We start from the raw sequence: 21323 nt of genomic DNA on the forward strand, positions 1-21323 counted from the left end.
TTTTTAGTCAGGCTTGTCACGGTCGAGGCGCGCATTGTAGCCGTGAATGGCCTGGCCGGCACCCGCTGGATGCCCAATGGCGGCTGACTTAGCCCTTGGCCGCCATCGCGGTGACTTCAACACGCATGCCTTCAACCGCCAGCGCTGCGACACCCACCGCGGCACGCACCGGCCAGGGTTTTGCGAAGAAACGTTTGTAAACCTCATTGAAGGCGGCGCGGTCGGCCATGTCCGTCAGGTAGATCGTCAAGTGCATGACCCGGTCCATGGAACTGCCGGCGCGTTCGAGGGCAACCTTGAGGGCTTGCAGGGTGCATTCACTTTGCAGGGTGATATCCCCCAGTTCCAGGCTGCCATCGGCGCGGGTGGGGATCTGCGTGGACACCAGAATGCCGTTGAAGCCGACGACGTCGGAGGAAATCGAGTCCGGATCGAGATCGGGGGTAAAGGCGAGGTCTTGATTGGCCATGGGGGCTCCTGATGATGAGGTGAAGAAGGTGATGTCATCCAATAAGCCGGGCAGTTTAATCACTAAGATGTTGGGATCAAAGCAGCCGATGGGTAGGGCTCGCAGTTAAGCACGAAGCGCCTTGCGGTAATGAAACATCAATGACGTGGTTACACGCCGGCGCTGCAACCGCCATAGTCCAGGCGGGAGCGGGGCTGTTCGCGATCTGTCTAAACATTGAAGTTGACTGAAACTCTTGTTTCGCGAGCAGGCCCTGCCGGCTAACAGCTTTCAACGGGAAGCTAGTCGCTATTTTTGGATCGCCGATTTATTGAGTTCATTATTCAGCCGCAAGATAATGCGCTCAATGACACAGGCCGAAGTATTGTAGGATTCAACGCTTGGGTGTGAATCAATCCATCCATTCTCTACGAACTTATGCATCAGGTCGTCCAGGCTCATTTTTTGGTTTTCAAACTCCACCAACGTATTTTTTTCCGCCTCAAAGAGTGCCTTCAGGGTCTGGGTGCGGCCTTCATTCCAGTAAACATTCGGTGTGTCTGCGGGGCCCTTCAACTCTTTTTTGATAATCCTGTGTTCCGGCAAAGCTACATTGCGGCCATTCTTACTCAAGCCGAGTTGTTTGCTCATCAACATGTCTTCGCCACCTGCGACCATGTACGGAGGGTAAATACCGTCCTCCCATTGCTTACGGAATGGTGCCGTGATTGAGACAAACTGCTCGGCAGGTCCGTTCAGATCCGACGATGGATCAGGTGGGAGTGTTTCTCCAAAAGGCGGGGGAGAGGACTGTCGTGATGGATAACCAATGCCGTAACCGACAACCGGCTGATTGGTTGTCTGGTGCAGATTTGCCACTTTAGCCCGTACTGCTGGATGGGTATGCCGGGTCTGCTCGGTCTTTACAACATCCTGGTCAATCATCATGACTCGTTCAGGTCGATACGCCAGGGAGTCGGCAAAGGCTATTGCCGATGCTCGCGCAGCGCCAAACCCGGTCAACTTCCCGCCATCCCAACCAATGAGGTGCAGATTTGGATATTTTTCCAGTGTCTCTTTCATCGTCGAGGCATAGGTTGGGTAATCCATTTTATGAACGAGAAGATAGACGGGCTCGTTCCTCATGTTTTTCGGGTGCCACGCCAGGCTGTAGTCCTTGCTCAGATCCGCCGTGAGTTTGCTGGCACTCCCACCACTGAGGACAATTGCCGGAACCGTCCGTTTATTCAGCTGGGGTTGATGTAACTGCGCACCTCTGATAAATGAAAACCAACTGCCAGCGCTGGGTGTTCCCCGTTCCATGGCGAGCTCCCTGCAGGTGGAAATTCGGTTATCAAGAACCGCCTGCATGCTTTTTGTCGTCTCTTCCCGGATGTTTGTTAGGGCATTTTTCTGCGGTAAATCGCTTACTTTAACCGGGGAGTATTTACACGCAGGTCTTGTCTCTGGATTGATCCACTGGGGGTTTCGCTCCACGGTGATTGGTGCGCCACTCATACTGTGAGCCATATTTCTGTCAGAGGCGATAGCACTGGCACTATCGAGCTTGAGAGACTCCTGGAAACCTTCTTTCCACTGCGCCCCCAGCATTGTGCGCTGCTCAATGGTACTGTTCGCCACTTCCTTCCGAAACGCAGCGGCTTGTTTATCACTGATCACCTCTACAGATACGCCATCGCTGATGGCCAGCATGACTTTAAAAAATGCATCTTTGCCGCTGGCCTCCCACGTTTCTCCGGACTTTGTCGCTGAGTAGTTATCCTGGCCATCGTGGCATATCTCAATACTGTGTTCTTGTTGGCCCTCGGTTAGCTTCTCGGCATCAATCCAGCGTTTCTCTTCACGAGGGACAAACGCTATATATGGCTTCGTATCAGTGTCATGTTTCCAGGCCAGGGCCACATCGGCGGGCCAGTTTTTATCGTTCACCAGCGCAAGACTCAACAATTCCAATGCACTGCCGTTTAACGAGCAAGGTTGTTCTTGTGACAGCCGCTGGGTAACGTCATCGACCTTGGAAAGTGTTGCTGTGCAAGTGTTGTATGCAAAGATACCGGAATTAGATAAGGCAGATTTTTTTTCGCAAACATTGCCAGTTGTTGACAATTCCTGAGCGCGACTGTCGATGTGCAAATTGGGTAGTGAATGGCTCGAAGTCAGCATGGGGATTTCCTCACTTAAATTTTGTGAAGGCTATCGAGCTCAGTTCATTACCGGATTCAGACTTTTCCTAAAACCTAAAAAACAGCGGCATGTTGACGATTCAACAAAGCGAGGAAAATTACAGCGGGTAACGAGAATGTGCAGTTTCGAAAGAGTCTGCCAAAAAGTCGATCAGCGTCCGTACCGAGGGCAACAACCCACGCCTTGACGGGAAAACCGCAGTGATAACGCCTTCGGTTGGCTGCCACTCGGGAAGCAGGACCACCAGTTGGCCCTTGGCAATCTCATCCTTCACCACGACTAAAGGCAGATTGGCGATCCCCACTCCCGATAGCAGGGCATGTTTCAGCGTGGCCATGTCATCGCTGATCAGTCGTGGCGTGTGGGAAACCTCTGCCGTCACGCCTCCTGGGCCGGTCAACCTCCAGACGTACTGAAGCATCGGATTGCCCCAACTGATCGTGGGCAAATCTGACAGGTCGGCGGGTAAACCCGGCAGCGGATGTTGCTGTAAAAACAGCGCACTCGCCACCAATACCTGCGGGCTCCTGGCGAGCACCTTCATAACCAGTTCGCTGCTTTCCAGCGGTGGAAAGCACAGGCTCAAAGCAACGTCATAGCCTTCGCTGATGACATCGACCTTGCGGTTGAAACTCTTCACGTTGAGCTCGACGTTGGGGCATTGCGCCATGAACTGCCCGAGCATTGGCGCAACCCAGTAAGTGAGCAGCGGGGTGGTGCAACTCATGCGAATCACCCCGCGCGGTTCTGACTTGTTGAATGCGATCACGTCCTCGGCCGATTCGGCCTCAGCGGTCATCGCAACACAGTGCCGGTAATACGCCTGGCCAATGTCGGTGACCTGAAACTGACGCGTGGAACGCTGTATCAAGCGCACCCCAAGCCTTGATTCAAGCTGGCTGACTCTGCGGCTTAACGTCGACTTCGGCATGTTGAGCGCCCGACCGGCAGGCGCGAAGCCGCCATGCTCAACCACTTTGGCGTAGAGGAAGAGTTCATTGAGGTCAAACATGCGTATCGTTCCATTTTTGAGATGGTGAAGCTTAATCCAACCACTACCGAACACCTAGAGTGATGGCTAAAGTGAATTGATCCTATTAGCCGTGCTGGAGGAGGGTGGTGCACTGCCTGTCGACGGCCTCCAGCGCAATGGACCTTTCCCCGTACAAGCCATAAAGGCGTGTTTCGCTTATCAGGAGATTCATGATGTCTACACCCTACACTCGTCTGGACAAAGACCAGGCAGCCGTATTGTTGGTTGACCATCAAGCCGGCTTGCTGTCACTGGTCCGCGATATCGAGCCCGACAAGTTCAAGAACAATGTGATGGCCCTGGCTGACCTGGCCAAGTACTTCAAGCTGCCAACCATCCTCACCACCAGCTTTGAAACCGGCCCTAACGGCCCGCTGGTACCCGAGCTCAAGGCACTGTTCCCGGATGCCCCGTATATTGCCCGTCCTGGTCAGATCAACGCCTGGGACAACGAAGACTTCGTCAAGGCCATCAAGGCCACTGGCAAGAAGCAACTGATTATCGCCGGCGTAGTGACAGAAGTATGCGTGGCGTTCCCGGCGCTGTCGGCCCTGGCGGAAGGTTATGACGTATTTGTGGTGACCGATGCCTCCGGCACCTTCAACGAACTGACCCAACAATCGGCCTGGGCCCGTATGTCAGCCAACGGCGCGCAACTGATGACCTGGTTTGGCCTGGCCTGCGAGCTGCATCGCGATTGGCGCAACGATATCGAAGGTCTGGGAACCCTGTTCTCCAATCACATCCCGGATTACCGCAACCTGTTCACCAGCTACAACGCGTTGACTGAAGGCAAGTAAGGTTTTGGCCGGAGGCTGTCTGACGCGGACAGTCTCCCCTAAACCAGCGACTTTTGAGTTTGATGATCAAATGTAGCTAGAAAGTCATGCATGCTGATGTCGCCGAGGTTGAGCAGCGATACAGCATCTAGCTTTCGAGGCGTCAGCTGCGAACGAGGGATAGCTAACTTGTAATAGGTAATTTAACATAATATACATTATGCGAACCGTCCTATACGGAGCTGGGGGCTCTGGGTGGTCAGATTTGCAGCTTGGCACTGGCTCACAGTGACGTTTTCGCGGACGCGAAAATCAAAACCCTGATAATCAACTGCTGACTGGTCGACGAGTCATTTCTTCCAGCACCTGATCCAGATGCGGCGCCAGTTCAAACACCTCGTCATCAAACCTTTGAGCGGACCTGGCCTCGTACGTGTAGCGAGTTTCGACGAAAAGTTTTGAGCATGCTTGGATTCTATCCTCGAGCGGAAAGCCAGGTGAAAGACGGTTCGAGATTTGACGCAGTTGCTCAGCCAGTTCTGGAAGAATTGCCTTATAGAGAGCCCGCAGATCGTGCTTGTCGTTTGGCAGGCCGCTTATCAACTTCAGATACCCTTCGGGATCTTCTCTATCTCCAGGGTGATTAGGATCAAGCTCGACAAGAAATGATTTGAGATAAAGCTCGCACGCTAATCCAGCATTCAATGCCGCTGGCCAGAACAGGCCGAAGTCGCCGTTTCGGGCATGTCGCTCGATAAGCTGTGCAGATTTTAAGTATTCTCGCGCTTCTTCAACAACGCGAAGACTTGGCAAATTTTCACGAATCATAGCTTCCTTGCTCCAGATATTTGAAGGGAAAACGGCTACAGGCCACGGAAAACGTAGCTTGTTACCGATTACACGCGCTGTCAGAGAGTAACTGATTTACCTGCCCTGAAAGATAACGTACATGCTTGAAAGATAACTGACACGGATGAACGAACCCTTGTTCATCTAATGAGCTACCCTCCTCCTTACTGATAACCAATAAGAATAACTAAACTAAATGGATATTTAGTTTAGTTATCACCCTTGCACAACCAGCTCACCCCACATCGTTGATGCACACCACCTTGGGTTGCGTCATGTCCTCGTAGGCAAACCGCACGCCTTCACGCCCGAGGCTTCCGTATTTGAAACCACCGAATGGCATGGCGTCGAAGCGATAATCGGAAGAGTCGTTGATCATCACGCCACCCGCTTCAATCTGTCTTGCCAGTTTCAGTGCCTTGGCAATGTCCTGGGTGAACAGGCCTGCATGGAGGCTGTATTCGGTGGCATTGGCCAGCGCCACCGCGTCATCCAGATGATCGAAAGGCTCAAGGATGACCACCGGCGCAAACACTTCCTGTTGCCAGACTTTGCTGCTGTGCCGCACATCTTCAAGCACTGTCGGTGCATAACTGGCGCCCTGGCGATGGTTCCCGCACAAGAGTGTGGCGCCCTCCCCCAGAGCCTCGTTCACCCAATGCTCGGTATTGCGCGCGGCCTGTTCGCTGATCATCGGGCCAACATCGGTAGCACGCAGATCAGGGTCGCCTACTACCAACGCGCGGGCCTGGCAGACGAAACGGTCGCGGAAATCTTCATACAGTGAACGCTGGACCAGGATGCGCTGCGTACCGATGCAGTTTTGCCCTGCCGCCCAGAACGCTCCGGATACGCAGGACTCCACCGTCGATTCAAGATCGCAATCCTCCAGCACCAATACCGGTGCATTGCCGCCCAGGTCCATAGCCAGCTTCTTCAACCCGGCGCTGTGTGCAATGGCCTCGCCGGTGGCGAAACCGCCGGTAAAGGAAATCATCCGTACTTCACGAATCGCCACCAGCGCCCGGCCCAATTCCACGCCGCCGGTCGCAGGTGTGACAACGTTAGGCGGCAAGCCTGCTTGTAGCAGGCACTCCACCAGTTTGAGTGCAGATAAAGGGGCCAGTTCCGAAGGTTTCAGGATCAACGCATTGCCGCCGGCGATGGCTGGGCCGAGTTTATGGGCGACCAGGTTCAGCGGGTCGTTGTAAGGCGTGATGGCTACGATGAGCCCCAACGGTTCTCGCGTGAACCAGCCTTGGCGCGACTCCGAGCCTTCATAGGCGTCGAAGGGAATCACTTCTCCGGCGTTACGCCGCGCTTCCTCGGCCGACAGTTTCAGTGTGTTGATACACCGCTTCACTTCCTTTTCGGCTTGTCGCAGAGTTTTGCCGGCCTCGGCGACAATGAGCCGGGCGAACGCCTCGGATTCAAGCGCTACACGTCGCGCAGCCTCTTCCAGGATACTTGCGCGCAGGTGCCGAGGCAGTGCTGCACTTTCAAGAACACCGATTCGCGCACGTTCCAGCAAAGCGGGCACTGCGCTGGCGTCCAGGCAAGGAACACTGCCTACCAGGCGACCGTCGAAGGGGCTGAACACATCAATCTGTCGGGTTTCCACGCGCGGGATACTGGCGATGCTGGCTACGCTCATGATGGCTCTCCTCTTATTTGCCGTAGACGGTGTGGATGGCGACGATGTCCGAAAGCAAGGCAAACGCCGTTTCGATACGCCCTGCTCCCGGGCCCGATACCGTCACTGCGCCAAGCAGTTCGCTGTGAAAGGACACGGCATTGATGGCGCCGCCAATCCCGGCCAGAGGATGTGTACCTGGCAACAGGCGCGCCTCGACACTGGCCCGCACCGAACCCTGCACGTCACGCTCGGCGCAGCCAATCAGTTTCCAGCTCGCGCCATCAGCCGTGGCCTGGGCGATATCTTGCGCGGTGATGTTGCTGATGCCCGAGCATGTGACATCGCTGACATTCAAGCGCGCATCCAACAGTTCGTTGGCCAGAATCACTACTTTGAGCCGCACGTCGAAGCCTTCCACATCGGCGCTCGGATCTGCCTCGGCGTAGCCAAGCTGCTGCGCCTGGGTGACAGCTTCATTGAATGTCAGGCCGTTTTTCATCTGGGTGAGCACGTAATTGGAGGTGCCGTTCAAGATGCCTTCAAAGCCCAGAATGTTGGACCCGGCCAGCGCCTGCCTGGCGAGGCGGATCACGGGCGTACCACTCATGACCGCACCTTCGTATTCGAAAGCGACGTTATTGCGCCGCGCCAACGCCTTGAGTTCGGCACCGTGCAGCGCAACCGGTCCCTTGTTGGTGGTTACGACATGGATCCCGCTTTCCAGGGCCCAGCGGCAGAACGTGGTGGCGGGTTCGCCGTCCACCGGGTTGGTGAACGTGGCCTCGGCGATAATATCTGCGCCGGAATGCTTGATCACGGTTTCATTGAAGGCCTCGGCGTTACCGCCTGGCAATTGCGCAAAGGCGCCTTTCTCGGTCGGCAATGCAACCAGCTGTTTTGCATCCAGGCCGTCTTTGTCCACGATGGAGCCGAGGAACAAATCCGTGACACCGACAATCCTGACGCTGAACCCCAGGGCTACTTTCCACTCAGCGTTGTGATCAGCGACCAGTTGGGCGAAGCCACGATTGACGCCACCAAAACCTACCAAGGCAATTTTGTATTCGGTCATGAAGCTGTTCCTTTTTTTGATGTTGTTCGATAGGAACATCCTAGGTGCCGGGCCTTGGCAGTTGTATATGGCAAAATGCTGTATTAGTTGGGCGTTTTGCCCATGTCCGTGGTTTTCAGAACTCGGCAGAAAGGACGAACGAGGTCACGGTGTTTTCCACCCCGGGCATCGCGGCGATTTCCTTCCAGACCAGGTGCACGCGCTCGGGAGTGGCGGCATTGACCCTGAGCATCAAATCGAACTCGCCGCTGAGCACTTCGCATTGCACGACCTCGGGAATACTGCGCAGCGCGCCTAATACTTCTTCGCCACGCATACGGTCGTAGCGGTAGACGAAGATCACCGCACTGATCAGCGACCCGGGCCGCCGGGACTCGCCCAGGCGCACGGTATAACCCTGGATCGCACCATCGCGCTCAAGGCGCTCGATGCGCTGGCGTACCGCATTGCGCGAGAGGTTGATCTTGGCGCCCAGCTCGATGTGCGAGATTCGCGCGTTCGCGGTGAGTTCGGCCAGGATGCGCTCGTCCAGCGGGTCCAGGATGCGTTTCATACGAACCTCTGCTGCGCCGCGCACAAGGCTTGGCACAGCCCGCCCAGATCCGCTTTGGCCAGGTACGCCGCTTGCGCGCCCGGTTCGACAGCCTGCGCAGCGCCTGCCGGCCACACACCCAGTTCGGCCAATAGCGCCGCCGACTTGGCCGGTGCAATCTGCCCGAAAGTGACCATCGGCGCGCCCAGGCTGCGCCGGTGAAGCCGGCCAGCCAGGACGCCGACCGCCGTATGAGGATCAATGGCCGACCCGGTCTGGCGAAACAACTCCACCACTTCATCACGTACTTGCGATTCGTCTACCGAGTAAGAGTCGAACAAGACCCGGGCGCGCAGCCATTGCGCGTTACCGATGCTCAACTCGCCATAACGCTCGAAATGCTCCATCAGCGCCTTGGTCGCGTGACCATCGTGTTGATAGATCTCCCAGATGAAGCGTTCCAGGTTGGAGTACAACGAAAAATCCATCGACGGTGAAAGCGTTCGATTACTCGCCTGGGTACAGTAGCGATTACGATGGAAAAACTGGTGCAAAGCGTCATTGCTGTTGGTGGAAATGATCACTTGATTGATCGGCAAACCCATTTTCTGCGCAATGTAGCCGGCATAGATTTCGGCCGAGCTGGCGGCAGGCACGCTGAACCCTACCGGACGCGAACCAGCGCCCAGTTGCAGGGCCGCATGAAAGTAGAAAACGATCTGCGCCAGCACGCCGATCCAATTGGTCGAGTTGAAGCAGACCGGTATCACGTCGTCCAGCGGCCACTCACGCAACAGCCGCGAGACCAGCGTCTGGCAATCGTCAAAATTCCCATCGACCGCAAACAGCTGAACCCGTTGTGGGTCGGCCGCCAGCAAGGCAGCCAATTGCTCGGGGGCGAGCCCGTTGCGCGGGTACACAATTGCCATGCGGGTGGTCGGGCAATGCTCAAACGCAGCAAGCGCTGCGAGGCCGGTATCACCGTTAGTCGCTCCGACTACCCAGGCCTGCTTGCCGACCTCATCCAGGAAATGCGCGACCAGGCGCGCCTGCAATTGTGCGGCGAAATCCTTTGAAGACTGAGTCGGGCCATGAAAAAGTTGAAGGATCCACTCGTTGTGGCCAATCTGCTCAAGCGGCGTGATTGCACGGTGCCTGAACGCCTGGTAGCTGTCACTGAGTAGCGTACGCAGGGTGTTTTCCTGCAAGGAGGCGCCGACAAAGGGCGAGATTATCCGCCATACCAGCTCATCGAACGGCAGCCATGACCAGCTACTGATCTGTTTCTCGGTGAACACCGGCAAGCTGGCCGGGACGTACAAACCCCCATTTTTGGCGAGCCCGGACAGCACGACACTGCGAAAATCCGCCTGCTCGTCACCGCCGCGTGTGCTTACGTAATGCATGATCACTCCAGATAGGTATCACCACAGCCGATGGGCCTGAGCCACCAGCCAGGTAGAAAAAAGTACGGCGTCGGGCGATAGCGCCTCGCCCTGCTCATGCACCAGGTAAAACGATTCGCTGGCCTCGATCCGATGGTTGAACGGCGCCACCAGTTGCCCATTCTTGAGCAAGTCCTCGACCACCGAGGAGCGCGCCAGCGCGACGCCCTGCCCCAGTTCTGCCATGCGAATGGTAGAAATCAGCGTGTCGAACTGCAGGCCACGGGAATAATCGATGTTGTCGGCACCGATGCGCTTCAACCAATAGCCCCAACCCTCCTCGTACCCCAGCACATGTAGCAAAGAGTGATGGGCCAGGTCCGCTGGCTCAAGGATCGGCGAACGGGCCATCAGCGCGGGGGAACACACCGGCTGCAGCAGGTCCCAGGTCAAGCGCTGGGCGTGCAGCCCCGACCACTGTCCGTAGCCCCAGCGAATCTCCAGGTCGTCTTCGCCGTCTGGCTCCTTGACCCAGAGATTGCTGATGTAGCGGATATCGATGTGTGGGTATTCCCGGCAAAAATCTGCCAGGCGCGGGGCCAGCCAGTAATGCAGAAAGGACAGGCTGCCACGGACCTTCACGTGTCTTCGATTGTGCTGGCCGAAAATTTCGTTGGTGCCGACAGCCAGGCGACTGATGGCGTCCTGCACGACCGGCAGATAGGACTGCCCTTCTTCGGTCATGCCCAGGCCGCGCGGCAGGCGCTTGAACAGCGCCACCCCAAGATGGCTTTCCAGCTGGCGTATCTGCTGGCTCACCGCACCCTGGGTGAGGTGCAGCTCGTCCGCCGCATGGGTAAAGTTCAGGTAGCGCGCCGATACTTCGAAAGCCCTCAACCAGTTCAAGGGGGGTAGTGACTTCTGACTCATCGGCGCAACCTCATCGGGACGTTATCTGTGCGTCATCATTGCCTGAGATATCACGCGGTGCCAGAGGAATGCGCGGCCAGCGCCAAGCGTTCTGCGCGCTTGTTTCGCGTGACCCAGTAAACGAAGTAGCACCAGGCAATAAAAGGCAGGCCGAAATACAGCGCCACACGCTGCTCGGGGTCAAAAGCGATCCCCACACAGGCCAGCAGACAGCACAATATTGCACCGATCGGCACCCACGGATAACCGCGAACCCGGAAGTGCAAGTCTTCAACCCGCCCACCATTGGCCACGTAGTGACGGCGAAAAGCGATCTGGCTCGCTGCAATACTCATCCACACCACGACCACTGCCAGGCCGGAAATAGACACCAGTGCCAAGTACACCGTATCCGGTGCCAGCACGCTGCTCAGCAACGAAGCCACGGCACCGGCCATGCTCAGCACGATGGCATTCACCGGGGTGCCGCGCCTTGAAAGCCGGGCGTAGCGCTTGGGCATGTGGCCCTGGTCACTCAGGGTCCAGAGCATGCGTGAAGCCGCGTACAGCCCGGAGTTGGCGGCGGAGATCAGTGCAGTCAGGATCACGAAGTTCATGATGTCAGCGGAGTACGGGATGCCGATCAGCTCGAACACCATCACGAACGGGCTTTCTACCAACCCCGCTTGCTCGCGTGGCAGCAAGGTGGCGAGAACGAAAATCGTGCCCACGAAGAACAGCGCCAAACGTACCACCGTCGTGCGGATCGCCTTGGGCACGCTGGTCTGTGGGTCCTGCGCTTCACCGGCCGCAATGCCGATCAGCTCGGTCCCGGAAAAAGCGAACGACACCGCGAGCAGGGTCATGGCAATCGGCAGGAACCCAGTCGGGAAAAGTCCTTCCCGGGTGAAGTTCGAAAGCCCGGCACCCTGCAGGTTTTGTACCTCGAAAATACCGCAGATGGCTCCGCCGCCGATCACGATAAAGGTGATGACCGTCAGCACTTTGATCAGCGACAGCCAGAACTCGGTTTCGGCAAACAAACGTACCGACACCACATTGCTTAGAAACACCGCACCGGCAAACAGCGCACTCCAGATCCACACCGGGGTGTCGGGAAACCAGCGCACCATCAGGATGCCTGCGGCGGTAAATTCAGAACCAATCGCTACCGCCCAGGTCAGCCAGTACAGCCAGGCCACGGTGTAGCCCGTGCCGGGGCCCAGGTATCGCGTGGCGTAGCTGCTGAAGGAGCCGGTTTCCGGCATCTGCACCGCCAGTTCACCGAGGCAAACCATGACCAGGTACACCATCACCGCACCGATGATGTACGCAATCACCGCGCCGAGCGGTCCCGCCTGGTTGACGGTGTAGCCAGAGGTCAGGAATAACCCTGTGCCGATCACCCCTCCCAGGGCCAGCATCACGATATGGCGGGTCTGCATTTCCTTCTTGAAATAAGTACTTTGTTCGGATGGGTTATCTATCTGCGAGGACATAATTGAACTCTCATGAAATGCGCGGACAAATGCCGTGTAATCGACTGTTCAGCCGTACAAGGAAGTTGTCACAGGATTGTTATTATTTTTTCTCTTCATGAAGGGCTTTCGTGACGGTATCGAAATCCCGGCCCGACTTCAGGCACTTACCTCAATGGGGCGTTGGGCGCTGAGGACGTGAAGGCCCGCCTGGCCTGGTTGGCTGCGTATTGCTGCAAACGCCTGCTGCAGGTCAGCCAGTAGATCCGCTGCATCCTCGATACCGACAGATACCCTGACCAATCCTTCGCAAATGCCCAGCGCCTGGCGTTCTTCCAGGGTGTTCTCAACGTGGCTGGTGGTACGGGCCGGCCCATAGATGGTTTCAACCGCGCCCAGGTTACCTGCACGGTGCGCGTACTTGAGCAGCGGCAGCAGGCGCGTCACGGTAGGCATGCCGCCGACCAGCACAAAGCTTGCGATGGCGCCAAAACCGCTCATTTGCGAACATGCGATGGCATGCCCTGGATGTTGAGGCAGCCCCGGATAGTTCACCGTCTCCACCATCGGCTCGGTACACAGATATTCGGCCAATAGTTGCGCACTCGCCTGTTGCTGGCGAAGACGCAACGCCAGGGTCTTGATACCCCGGATGATCAGGTAAGCCGAGAACGGGTCCAGCGACGCGCCATTGATCTCGCGGTAATGACGCACTTGAGCCATCAGCGACTCGGCGCCGCACACCACTCCTCCAAGCACATCGCCATGCCCGGAGAGAAACTTGGTCGCGCTATGCACCACCACATCCACGCCCAGTGCCAGAGGGTTCTGGTTCAGCGGCGTGGCGAAGGTATTGTCCGCAATCACCAACGCGCCGACCCGCTTGGCCGCGGCGACGAGACGCCGGATATCGACGATTTTCAATGTTGGATTGGTAGGGGTTTCCAGATACAGGACGTTGCAGCCCTTGGCGATTTCGCGCTCCAGCGCGTCCATGTCTGCGGTATCGCAGAGCATCACATCCACGCCCATGCGCGGCAGGAACTCCTCGAAAATCTTGTTGGTTCCGCCGTAGCTGTCACGGGTAGACACCACACGCTGTCCGTGGGACAGAAAGGTATGCAGCACGCCGCTGATGGCGGCCATGCCGGTGCTGAAGGCCACGGCCGATTCTGCACGCTCAAGCTCACAGAGCTTATTCTCCAGCACCGCGACCGTAGGGTTGCTCATTCGGCTGTAGATAAAACCTGGCTCTTTGCCGAGGGCGACGTCGTACCACTTGTCGATGTCGTCGTAACCGTAGGCGGCGCTGGCGACAATCGGGGTTTGAGTTGCGTTATAGGGATGCTGGACTTGCTCGCCTCCCCAGACTACGCGAGTGCCGATTGCGGCCTCGGGGTGTGAAGCGGCTTGTTGTTTGATGTCCATAAACGGGTCGTCTCGTATCAATGAAACACGGCTGTGTTTTTGAGTGGGCCGAGACGACTATAAGCAGGGAGTGGACGGGTGAAAAATCATGTTATCTGGGGCTAAGGCCGGCTTTTTTTAATGGCTGGGACACGGCTCATTGCCACGGCGCGCCGCAATGCTGCCACTAATAGCCAGTGCCGTCAGTCATGCCTGCGCCGATAATCGCGATACCGGAGCTACTGCCCAGCCGTGTGGCCCCAGCTTCAATCATGGCTACCGCCGTCGGGTAATCGCGCACCCCGCCAGAGGCCTTGACTCCCACGCCCTCACCCACGACCTTGCGCATCAGCGCCACGTCTTCGAGCGTTGCGCCGCTGCGGCTGAACCCCGTAGAAGTCTTGACGAACGCGACGCCCAGTTCCCGACAGATTTCACAGGCCTGGACCTTCTGTTCATCGGTAAGCAGGCAGGTTTCCAGGATGACTTTCAACGGCACGGCAGCACAGGCCTGATGCACCAGGGCGATATCGTCACGCACCAGGTCCAGCAAACCGTCTTTCAGCCAGCCGATATTGAGCACCATGTCGATCTCGCGCGCGCCGGCTTCAATAGCGCGTCGGGCTTCAAACGCCTTGGTGTCGCTCAAGCCGGCGCCCAGGGGGAAGCCAATCACCGCGCAAATCACTACCGTCGCATCTGTCAGGCATGACGCGGCATAGGGCACCTGCGCGGAGTTCAGGCATACCGAATAGAAGCCATGCGCCATGGCTTCTTCACACAACGTACGAACTTGCTCGCGGGAAGCATCCGGTGCCAGCAGGGTGTGATCGATGTAGCTGGCCAATGCTGCGGGTTGAAGATTCTTCATTTAGCGTGCCCTTGCCTGTATGTTGCCAATGGTCGTGCGTAGCCGTACGGGTGTACGCACAAATACGTTACAATAATCACATTTAATGTTACTTATATAACATCATTAATCAAGCCCTGGAATGCCCGTGGACAGTAAAAAAGCCGAGCGACTCAAGCTTATCCAGCAAGCCCTGCAAGACCAGAGCGCTATTCACCTGCGGGAAATGGCGGCGCTGCTGGAGGTTTCCGAGATGACCTTGCGCCGCGACCTGAACCACTTCAGCGAGCATCTGCGCCTGTTGGGCGGCTACATCACTCGTGTGGGCAGTGACGCCGGCGATTATCGTGTGGCGGACCAGGACACCCGTCACGTCGAAGAAAAGCGCCGGATCGGCAAACTTGCCGCAGGCCTGATCCAACCGGGTGATACGGTGTTTTTCGACTGCGGCACCACCACGCCGTTTGTCATCGATTTTCTGCCCGACGAACTGGAGTTCACGGCGGTGTGCAGCTCGTTGAACGTACTGCTCAAGCTGTATAACAAACCCAACTGCCACATCGTGATGTGCGGTGGCACCTTCCACCGCCAGAACCAGGTTTTTGAAAGCACCGCGGAAAGCAGCATCCTCGACGGCGTGCGATTGACCTGGGCCTTTGTTTCCGCCGCCGGGGTCAGCCAGGCATTGGGTGTCACCTGTTTCAACTTCAATGAAGTACAGGTCAAGCAAAAGGTCCTGCGCCAGGCCCGCCAGCGGGTCTTGTTGGCGGACTTCAGCAAGTTCGACACGGTGCGCACCGCTCACTTCGCCACGCTGGAAGACTTCCAGTACGTGGTCAGCGACAAGAAAATCCCCCGCCTGTATCAGGACGCTATCAAAGCCTGCGGCGCGCAATTGCTGGTTTAGCCCAGTAATGCCCGGCGCTCCGGAGCGCTCAAGTAACCGGTGGTCACGCTGAACGCGGCGCTGGCGCCAGCCGCCAGGGAGCGCACATTGCCCTTGGCCATTTCGGCGGCGTAACCCTCTGGCTCACAGGTTGACGGCAAGACAAACGCCGCCACTTGCTGATCCGGGTTGTACAGGATCCAACGGGCCGCATGTTCGAACTGCTCAGGCCGATAGCGCGTGTAGAACGCCGCGCCATTGGGGTGTTCCAGCAGAAAGTGCGCCTGTCCCTGGGCATCGGTGCCTACGTCGTCGAAGAAAAATACAATTTCCGGGTCGTACAGCTCGGGCTGGTCCAGAGTCGCCAACTGCCCAGGATGTTCGGCCAGTTGCGCCATGTAGGCACTCCACGCCGGAGTCGGCTTGACGTGGTCCGGTACGCTGCTGCGCAAGCGCAGACGCTGCATGCCGAACGGTTCGACCAAGCGCGCGTCTTCGACGTAGGCGTAGTTCATATGCGCCATGTACATCAGGTCCATGGGCTTGCCGGCAAGATTGCGCACGTTCATGGCGATGTCGAACAGCGCGGACCCTGCATGCAGCGTCACGCAGGGCTCAGCTCGATAACGGTCGCCGAAACCCTGGGCATACTCATGCTCGCCGCCCAGGCGCAGGAACCCTTCGCCGATCTCCAGCCAGGCGCTGTCCATCGTTGCGCACGGCATTTCGCCGTGCAACGCATGATCATCCGCAGGCGCCGGGCAGCCGTTGCGCAGCAGGCCGCTGTGGAACATGAAGCAGCCGTAGGTGCCGATCACCGTCGGGCTCGGCCTTGGCTGCTCGAACAGGTTGGTCATGGTCAGGTCGCAACCATCGAATACCGCCGACCAGATCATTTGCCCCTGATACGGCAACACCACCAGTCGGCCGCGGCTGTTCTCCAGGCCCAAGGCCAATACGCCAGAGGGGTAAACCCAGGCGCTGACCTTGAAGTGCGCCGATTGCAGCAGCACTTTTTCCTGCTCATCGAAGAGCGCCCGATACAGCGGGATGCGCGTGATCATGAGGCGACCGCCGCCGCACCTGCGGGCTGTTCGCTCGACTGACGCAGGCATTTGAGGGCATACATCACAATCACGATAAAGCACAGCAGCGGCACACTGTAGGCCAGTTGCATGTTGCCGCCGGTGGCGTCCGACAGCAGCCCCTGGAAGATCGGGATCACCCCGCCGCCGACGATACTCATCACCAACAGCGAGCCGCCGACGCCGGTGTCCTCGCCCAGGCCGTCGATGGTCAGGCCATAGATGGTCGGCCAGCACGGGCCGAGGAAAATACTCACGCCTACCGCTGCGTACACCGCCGAGATATTCGGCACCAGAATGGTATAAGCCAGCAGCACAATACACAGCACCCCATATATCGCCAGGACTTTGGCCGGGTGCAGGCGGCGCATCAGCAGGTTGGCAATCAGCTTACCGACAAAATAGGCAGCAAACGTAGTCAGCAGGAACCACGAGGCACTGCGTTCGCTCATCCCACCCATTTGCATCGCCAGGCGAATGGTAAAACTCCACACGCCTACCTGGGCGCCAACGTAGAGGAACTGCGCCAGCACGCCGAAGGTGAAACGCGGATTGCGCCACAGCCGACCAAGGCTTTCACCCAGGCTGCTGCGCTTGCTGTCGACTTTTTGGTTGCCCTTGCACGCAGGGAAACGCGTGATGGCGATCAGAATGAACATCAACACCAGCACCACGATCATCCATTTGTAAGGGATCAACGTTGACTGGATCATCTGCAATTGTTGGATGGCCGCATCCGACGCACTCATTTGCGCCAGTTGCTCGGTGGTGGCGTCGGTCTCCTTGAACATCACGAAGCTGCCGACGTACACCCCGGCCATCGCACCAAACGGGTGGAAGGTCTGGGAGATGTTCAGGCGCCGGGTCCCGGTTTCCCGTGGGCCCATCAGCGTCGAGTAGGTGTTGCACGCGGTTTCCAGGAACGACAGGCCTGCGGCAATCACAAACAGCGCCAGCAGGAACATGCCGTACTTGGCCGTGGACGCCGCCGGGAAGAACAGCAGACAACCGAGCATGTACAGCAACAAGCCGATCAGGATCGTGCTTTTGTAGCTGAACCGGCGTACCACCATCGCCGCCGGAATCGCCACGAAGAAGTAGCCCAGGTAAAACGCCGACTGTACGAATGCCGTCTGGAAATCGCTGAGCATAAAGGCTTTTTTGAAGTGTGCGATCAACACATCATTCATGCTCGCGGCCGCTGCCCACAGCGCAAAAATGCTGCACAGCAAGATAAAGGCGAACCAGGGCGTGCGATTGAGGTAGAAGCCATCGGGTGTCTGTTGCAGCGCAGGTTTGTTCATTATTGTTCTCCGGGCTGGATTGGGGGTTACGACTGTTGCTGGAAACGTGCGAAGGTTTCGCGGTCTGGGTAGGACGTCTGGGTTCCCAGGCCCATGACCGAGCACGCGGAATAAGCCACTGCCTGTTGCATGGCCTGGCGAATGTCGCCATCACGGCTCCAGTGCCGGACAAAGCAGCCGATAAACGCATCCCCGGCGCCCGTGGTATCCCGGGCCGCCACGCGCAGGCCTTCGACCTGGAACTCGCCCTCCTCGCCCACATACAACGCGCCTGCCTGGCCAAGGGTGACGATGACGTGGCGGATCCCGCTGGCCACCAGGGTGCGTGCGGCCACGCGTGCCGCGTCCGCCGAGTCGACGACTTGCCCGGTGATCAACGCCAGTTCCGATTCGTTGGGTACCAGGAAATCCAGCTGGGCCAGGTGCTCGGCACTCAAGCCGGCCAACGCCGGTGCCGGGTTCAGCAGGACCGGGATGCTGTGCGTGCGGCCGAACTCGATGGCGTAGTACACCGTCGCCAGGTTGATCTCCAGTTGCAGCACGATCAGCGAGCAAGCGCGCAAGTCAGTGGCGGCTGCGTCGATATCGGCCGGCAGCAAATGTGCGTTGGCGCCCTTGACGATCAGAATGCTGTTGTGGGAGTTCGCCTGGACGAAAATCGGCGCCACGCCACTGGAAACTCCGGGCACCCGTTGCACATGGCGTGTGTCGATGCCAAAGCGCTGGAAGTTGGCCAGGGTGTTGTCGGCGAACATGTCGTCACCGACTTTGCTCAGCATCAGCACCTCGCCACCCAGCTTGGCCGCAGCCACCGCCTGGTTGGCACCCTTGCCCCCACACCCGAGGGCAAAGCCAGGCGCTTCGAGGGTTTCGCCCTGGGCTGGCATGCGCTCGATGTAGGTGATCAAATCCACCATATTGCTGCCGATGACTGCGATCTTGCTCATTGCTTTTCACCTTGTTGCGGGCACGACCAGATGGGTCGCGACGCTCTTGTTTTGTTATTTAAATAACATTTTGTGTGATAATTCAATCTTTATCTGAAAAGCCATGTACAAAAGATCCGCAGTGCCATTCGTCGGGGTGGCCGCCAATTTTTTCCAACTATCGTCACAGGCAAAATCACTAATCCATTAACCCACTGTGATTGATGGAGACTCATGATGAATGACTACCCACGCCCTCCTTTTCTTTCCCAGGCCCAGCAAGTCCCCGGTTTGCAAAAGAACATGGATCCCTATCCTGACTGCGGTGAGCAGAGCTACCGTGGGTCCGGTCGGCTGGCCGACAAGATCGCGCTGATCACCGGTGCTGACAGTGGAATCGGGCGCGCCGTGGCCATTGCCTTTGCCCGTGAAGGTGCCGATGTGGCAATCGCCTACCTGGATGAGCACGAAGACGCGCAAGAGACCGCGCGCTGGGTGGAGGAAGCCGGTCGCCAGTGTTTACTGCTGCCGGGAGACATCGCGCAAAAAGCCAAGTGCCAGGCGATTGTCGACAAGACTGTCGAACAGTTCGGGCGGATCGACGTACTGGTAAACAACGCGGCTTTCCAGATGAGCCACGAGACGCTCGAGCAGATTTCGGACGAGGAATGGGTCAGGACCTTCGATATCAACATCACAGCGATGTTTCGCATCTGCAAGGCCGCCCTGCCCCATATGCCAGTTGGCGGATCGATCATCAACACCAGTTCGGTCAACTCGGACATGCCCAAGCCGACCCTGCTGGCTTATGCGACCACCAAGGGCGCGATCGCCAACTTCACCGGTGGGCTGGCGCAGATGCTCGGCAGCCAGGGGATTCGCGTCAATAGCGTGGCGCCGGGGCCGATTTGGACGCCCTTGATCGTATCGACCATGCCCGATGAAGAAGTGCAGAGCTTCGGCAGCCAGACGCCGCTGGGCCGTCCGGGACAACCGGTGGAAGTGGCGCCGATTTATGTGTTGCTGGCCTCGGATGAAGGCAGCTACATATCGGGGGCTCGGTATTCAGTGACGGGGGGTAAGCCGATTCTATAATTCTGTTTTTTCGCGACGGCGTTCCGGCCCCGTGTAGGCGCCCCCCCGCGCTCCTACATGGGCGCCTTAAAGATCAAACCGATCCACCGCCCGCCGCCGCTCGTTGTCATCACGCATGTCATAGCTGGCCGTGGTCTGGATATTGGTGTGATGCGCCAACTTCTGCGCGATAGACAAATCATGCTCTTCAATCACCCGCGTGATAAACGAACGCCGGAAATCGTGGGGCATGATCTTCACGCCCACTTGCTCGCCGCGTTGGCGGGCGATGTAGTAGATTGCGTGCTTGGTGATGCGCTCGCGGGTGATATGACTACCCCGGCGGATTCGGTTGAACAGGAAGCCGTCGTCCACCTCCCCCTCCTTCAACTGCGCGCGGCGAAACGCCAACCATGCCTCTAATTTGGCAAAGGCCCAGGCTGGAGCGTACTTGATCAACTCCTTGTTGCCCTTGCCGATCACATTCAAGCTGCGTTCCTGGAAGTTGACCTGGGCCAGGTCAAGGTTGACCGACTCTGACTTGCGCATCCCCGAGCCATACAGAATACCGATCACCGCCGCATCGCGCAGGCCCTGGGGGCGCGGGTCGGCGGCGCAGACCGCCATCAACTCGCGAATCAATGTGCGCCGCAGGTTGCGGCCCTGGCTCAGGCGGGTGCCAGGCGTAGCCTTGACCGAGCGCATCTTCAACAAATGGTCCTGGCTGATCAGGCTCATGCGCCAGGCTTCGTTCATGACGCCACGCACAGCATTGACATACAGCGACGAGGTATTGGGTGCGTAGCCGTCTTCCCTTAGCACTGCCACCAGTGCCATCACGTGCTCGGGCTGCAGCAGATGCCAGTCGATATCCTCCAGGTTAACTTCCTCGTACCCCAGGCGGTCGGCTGCGTCTTGCAGCACGTAGCGCATGGTCAACTGGCTTGAGGGCGCCAGCCGCGAAAGATAAAGCGTGAGGGGATTGCGGTGAATCTCAGTCAAAATAGATCAGCCTTGGGATTAAATTCCTGGGCTAAGCCTCTGTTTAGCCGGGGTATTTATGGGTTTAGCGAGCGTCGAGTCTAGCGCAGGTCAGTCCTTTGCACCAAACCGAGGGCTTTGTGGCTTTCGCTGCACAGGCCAACAACCAGGCTGTATTCGGCTTAATTGCTTGATAGACAACACGGGGATGAGGGCTACATAACCAAAAGGTTATCCTTCCTAATGTTTATCTGAACACTTGCTGTCTGCGTACCAAATAAACGAGTTTTTCATCGGCCTTTCATACTCGTTCTACATTTTTGCGCTTAATCTTGAACGCAGGGCTTGAACATAAATCATGATCTGCAGACTAACCCGTTGATTATGCTTTATCTTTGACCGCTCCAGTGTTTACTCAAAGCATCTCTGGTGCCCGAACTTTCAATCATTGACTGTTGTCGTCTGCACGCGCCAAGTTGTTCTA

General features: G+C 57.5%; 19 protein-coding genes. 3 read left to right on the forward strand and 16 right to left on the reverse strand.

Going from position 1 to position 21323, the window contains the following annotated elements:
• Nucleotides 1-88: 88 nt before the first annotated feature.
• The 3 genes from OQ460_RS11760 to OQ460_RS11770 all read right to left on the reverse strand — a co-directional run bounded on the left by OQ460_RS11760 (nt 89) and on the right by OQ460_RS11770 (nt 3665).
• Complete coding sequence (locus tag OQ460_RS11760; protein ID WP_410017664.1) at nt 89-469, reverse strand: RidA family protein; 381 nt, start codon at nt 467-469, stop codon at nt 89-91.
• Nucleotides 470-757: 288 nt separating this feature from the next.
• Complete coding sequence (locus tag OQ460_RS11765; protein ID WP_410017665.1) at nt 758-2632, reverse strand: hypothetical protein; 1875 nt, start codon at nt 2630-2632, stop codon at nt 758-760.
• Nucleotides 2633-2750: 118 nt separating this feature from the next.
• The gene (locus OQ460_RS11770; protein ID WP_410017666.1) at nt 2751-3665 is read right to left on the reverse strand and encodes a LysR substrate-binding domain-containing protein; all 915 of its coding nucleotides are present in this window, start codon (nt 3663-3665) and stop codon (nt 2751-2753) included.
• Nucleotides 3666-3859: 194 nt separating this feature from the next.
• Between OQ460_RS11770 and ycaC the strand changes: the two genes are divergently transcribed.
• The gene (gene ycaC / locus OQ460_RS11775) at nt 3860-4486 is read left to right on the forward strand and encodes an isochorismate family cysteine hydrolase YcaC (RefSeq protein ID WP_410017667.1); all 627 of its coding nucleotides are present in this window, start codon (nt 3860-3862) and stop codon (nt 4484-4486) included.
• 306 nt (nt 4487-4792) lie between these two features.
• On the opposite strand, the gene OQ460_RS11780 is transcribed toward ycaC, so the two are convergent.
• The 9 genes from OQ460_RS11780 to deoC form a co-directional block, all read right to left on the reverse strand.
• On the reverse strand, nt 4793-5293 hold the full coding sequence (locus OQ460_RS11780) for a hypothetical protein (protein ID WP_410017668.1): 501 nt from the start codon (nt 5291-5293) through the stop codon (nt 4793-4795).
• Nucleotides 5294-5549: 256 nt separating this feature from the next.
• On the reverse strand, nt 5550-6968 hold the full coding sequence (locus tag OQ460_RS11785; protein WP_410017669.1) for an aldehyde dehydrogenase family protein: 1419 nt from the start codon (nt 6966-6968) through the stop codon (nt 5550-5552).
• A 13-nt stretch (nt 6969-6981) separates the two neighbouring features.
• A complete protein-coding gene (locus tag OQ460_RS11790) occupies nt 6982-8022 on the reverse strand; it encodes a homoserine dehydrogenase (RefSeq protein WP_410017670.1) in 1041 nt (346 codons plus the stop codon).
• Nucleotides 8023-8137: 115 nt separating this feature from the next.
• Nucleotides 8138-8575, reverse strand: coding sequence for an Lrp/AsnC family transcriptional regulator (locus OQ460_RS11795; RefSeq protein ID WP_410017671.1), 438 nt, complete (start codon nt 8573-8575; stop codon nt 8138-8140).
• Entirely contained in the window at nt 8572-9960 is a 1389-nt protein-coding gene (gene thrC / locus OQ460_RS11800; protein WP_410017672.1) for a threonine synthase, read from the reverse strand. The genes OQ460_RS11795 and thrC overlap by 4 nt, the downstream gene beginning before the upstream one ends.
• An 18-nt stretch (nt 9961-9978) precedes the next feature.
• Nucleotides 9979-10869 carry a LysR substrate-binding domain-containing protein gene (locus OQ460_RS11805; protein WP_410017673.1) on the reverse strand — a complete coding sequence of 297 codons (891 nt, stop codon included), beginning with the start codon at nt 10867-10869 and terminating at the stop codon, nt 9979-9981.
• Between the two features lie 50 nt (nt 10870-10919).
• Complete coding sequence (locus OQ460_RS11810; RefSeq protein WP_410017674.1) at nt 10920-12347, reverse strand: amino acid permease; 1428 nt, start codon at nt 12345-12347, stop codon at nt 10920-10922.
• Nucleotides 12348-12485: 138 nt separating this feature from the next.
• Nucleotides 12486-13754 (reverse strand): cystathionine gamma-synthase family protein, encoded by a 1269-nt coding sequence (locus OQ460_RS11815; RefSeq protein ID WP_410017675.1) that lies wholly within the window; start codon nt 13752-13754, stop codon nt 12486-12488.
• Nucleotides 13755-13920: 166 nt separating this feature from the next.
• A complete protein-coding gene (deoC, locus tag OQ460_RS11820; protein WP_410017676.1) occupies nt 13921-14604 on the reverse strand; it encodes a deoxyribose-phosphate aldolase in 684 nt (227 codons plus the stop codon).
• Nucleotides 14605-14731: 127 nt separating this feature from the next.
• Here deoC and deoR point away from each other — a divergent pair, with 127 nt between their 5' ends.
• Nucleotides 14732-15490 (forward strand): DNA-binding transcriptional repressor DeoR, encoded by a 759-nt coding sequence (gene deoR / locus OQ460_RS11825; RefSeq protein ID WP_410017677.1) that lies wholly within the window; start codon nt 14732-14734, stop codon nt 15488-15490.
• Here the strand turns inward: deoR and OQ460_RS11830 are convergent.
• The 3 genes from OQ460_RS11830 to rbsK are packed head-to-tail and all read right to left on the reverse strand — an operon-like array spanning nt 15487 to nt 18805.
• Entirely contained in the window at nt 15487-16533 is a 1047-nt protein-coding gene (locus tag OQ460_RS11830; RefSeq protein WP_410017678.1) for an aldose 1-epimerase family protein, read from the reverse strand. The genes deoR and OQ460_RS11830 overlap by 4 nt on opposite strands.
• Nucleotides 16530-17858 carry an L-fucose:H+ symporter permease gene (gene fucP / locus OQ460_RS11835; RefSeq protein ID WP_410017679.1) on the reverse strand — a complete coding sequence of 443 codons (1329 nt, stop codon included), beginning with the start codon at nt 17856-17858 and terminating at the stop codon, nt 16530-16532. Before fucP ends, OQ460_RS11830 begins: the two co-directional genes overlap by 4 nt.
• Before the next feature lie 26 nt (nt 17859-17884).
• Nucleotides 17885-18805, reverse strand: a complete 921-nt coding sequence (rbsK, locus tag OQ460_RS11840; RefSeq protein ID WP_410017680.1) for a ribokinase — start codon at nt 18803-18805, stop codon at nt 17885-17887.
• Between the two features lie 216 nt (nt 18806-19021).
• Here rbsK and OQ460_RS11845 point away from each other — a divergent pair, with 216 nt between their 5' ends.
• A complete protein-coding gene (locus OQ460_RS11845) occupies nt 19022-19879 on the forward strand; it encodes an SDR family oxidoreductase (protein WP_410021984.1) in 858 nt (285 codons plus the stop codon).
• A gap of 66 nt (nt 19880-19945) precedes the next feature.
• On the opposite strand, the gene OQ460_RS11850 is transcribed toward OQ460_RS11845, so the two are convergent.
• Entirely contained in the window at nt 19946-20860 is a 915-nt protein-coding gene (locus tag OQ460_RS11850) for a site-specific integrase (protein ID WP_410017681.1), read from the reverse strand.
• Nucleotides 20861-21323: the final 463 nt, after the last annotated feature.

Origin of the sequence: Pseudomonas imrae (assembly GCF_046352735.2) — a bacterium.
In the GTDB taxonomy this organism is placed as follows: domain Bacteria; phylum Pseudomonadota; class Gammaproteobacteria; order Pseudomonadales; family Pseudomonadaceae; genus Aquipseudomonas; species Aquipseudomonas imrae.